Origin of the sequence: Mesorhizobium sp. M4A.F.Ca.ET.050.02.1.1, from assembly GCF_003997725.1 — a bacterium.
In the GTDB taxonomy this organism is placed as follows: domain Bacteria; phylum Pseudomonadota; class Alphaproteobacteria; order Rhizobiales; family Rhizobiaceae; genus Mesorhizobium.
Genome location: NZ_RZSG01001153.1, coordinates 1 through 1,366, shown reverse-complemented (window position 1 = coordinate 1,366; position 1,366 = coordinate 1). Strand labels below are relative to the sequence as shown.

At 62.4% G+C, this 1,366-nt stretch carries 2 protein-coding genes; one reads left to right on the top strand and one right to left on the bottom strand.

Features of this window, described 5'->3' with window-relative positions; all coding sequences use genetic code 11:
* The coding region (gene gatB, locus EOA33_RS35890; RefSeq protein ID WP_127407737.1) for an Asp-tRNA(Asn)/Glu-tRNA(Gln) amidotransferase subunit GatB at positions 1–824 on the bottom strand (824 nt) is incomplete at its 3' end.
* Between the two features lie 281 nt (positions 825–1,105).
* Here gatB and EOA33_RS35880 point away from each other — a divergent pair.
* Positions 1,106–1,363, top strand: coding sequence for a YjhX family toxin (locus tag EOA33_RS35880; protein ID WP_127407736.1), 258 nt, complete (start codon positions 1,106–1,108; stop codon positions 1,361–1,363).
* Positions 1,364–1,366: the final 3 nt, after the last annotated feature.

Below are 1,366 nucleotides of genomic sequence, written 5' to 3'. Positions count from 1 at the left end.
TCGAACAGCCGCGTCTCCTGGTCGATCGTGCCGCCATCCTCGATGACGGCGATCTGCCGGCGCGCCTCGTATTCGATAGCCTGGCCGATGAAGCGGATCGAGTTGACGTTCTTGATCTCGCAGCGCGTGCCGAATGCGCCGCCCGGCCTGCGCACCGAGACGTTGACGTCGGCGCGCAGCGAGCCTTCGTCCATGTTGCCGTCGCAGGTGCCGAGATAGCGCACGATGGTGCGCAGCTTGGTCACATAGGCCTTGGCCTCGTCGGCCGAGCGCATATCCGGCTTGGAGACGATCTCCATCAGCGCCACGCCGGAACGGTTGAGGTCGACATAGGACATGGTCGGATGCTGGTCGTGCATCGACTTGCCGGCGTCCTGTTCCAGATGCAGCCGCTCGATGCCGACCTCGATGTCCTCGAACTCGCCCTGGCGGTCCGGGCCGACCGAGACGATGACCTTGCCCTCGCCGACGATCGGCTGCTTGAACTGCGAAATCTGGTAGCCCTGCGGCAGGTCCGGATAGAAATAGTTCTTCCGGTCGAAAACCGACTTGTGGTTGATCTCGGCCTTCAGGCCAAGGCCGGTGCGGATCGCCTGCTTGACGCATTCCTCGTTGATGACGGGCAGCATGCCGGGCATCGCCGCGTCGACCAGGCTGACATTGGCGTTGGGTGCCGCGCCGAACGAGGTCGACGCCCCGGAAAACAGCTTCGCCTCCGAGGTCACCTGGGCATGCACTTCGAGACCGATGATGACTTCCCAGTCGCCGGTGGCGCCGGGGATCAGTCGTTTTGCGTCGGGGGTGCGGGTATCGATGATGCTCATGGTGGCCTGCGCTTGTGGCTCGCGAGAATTGCGATTTTCGCGAATTTGGGTGTTGGCCTTCGCTAGTGCAAACCGCCCGGCGAGACAAGCGCAAAGCCGCGCGCTGGCCTTTTCGGCCGCTTTCGCCTATAGGACGTCCATCCAATGGAGAGTGGATGTCCACTTACGCTCAGTCCCGGTAAGGCCCTGACCTCGTAGCGAGGCAGGGCGACAAAACCTGAAACCCCGTGCCGCGAAATCTCGCGGCGGCGGCTTTTGTTGTTTTCCCGGGAATTCTGCAGATGGATATCTCGCGCATTGAACAGCGCATCCTGCACCTGCTCGCTCAGGGCGGGCGCATCGAAATCAAAAAGAATGACAGTAGGAAGATCGCTTCGGTCCAATGCCTGACCCGCGACGGCTGGCGCTACCCAGGCGTTGATCTCGAGCTGCTTCGAAAACTGAAGCGGAAGAAGGCGGTTTCCTCGTCGGGTGGCGGGCCTTACCGCATCACCAGGCGCGGGCTGGAACTCGTCCGCGCCGAGCTCGACAACAGGTAGAGG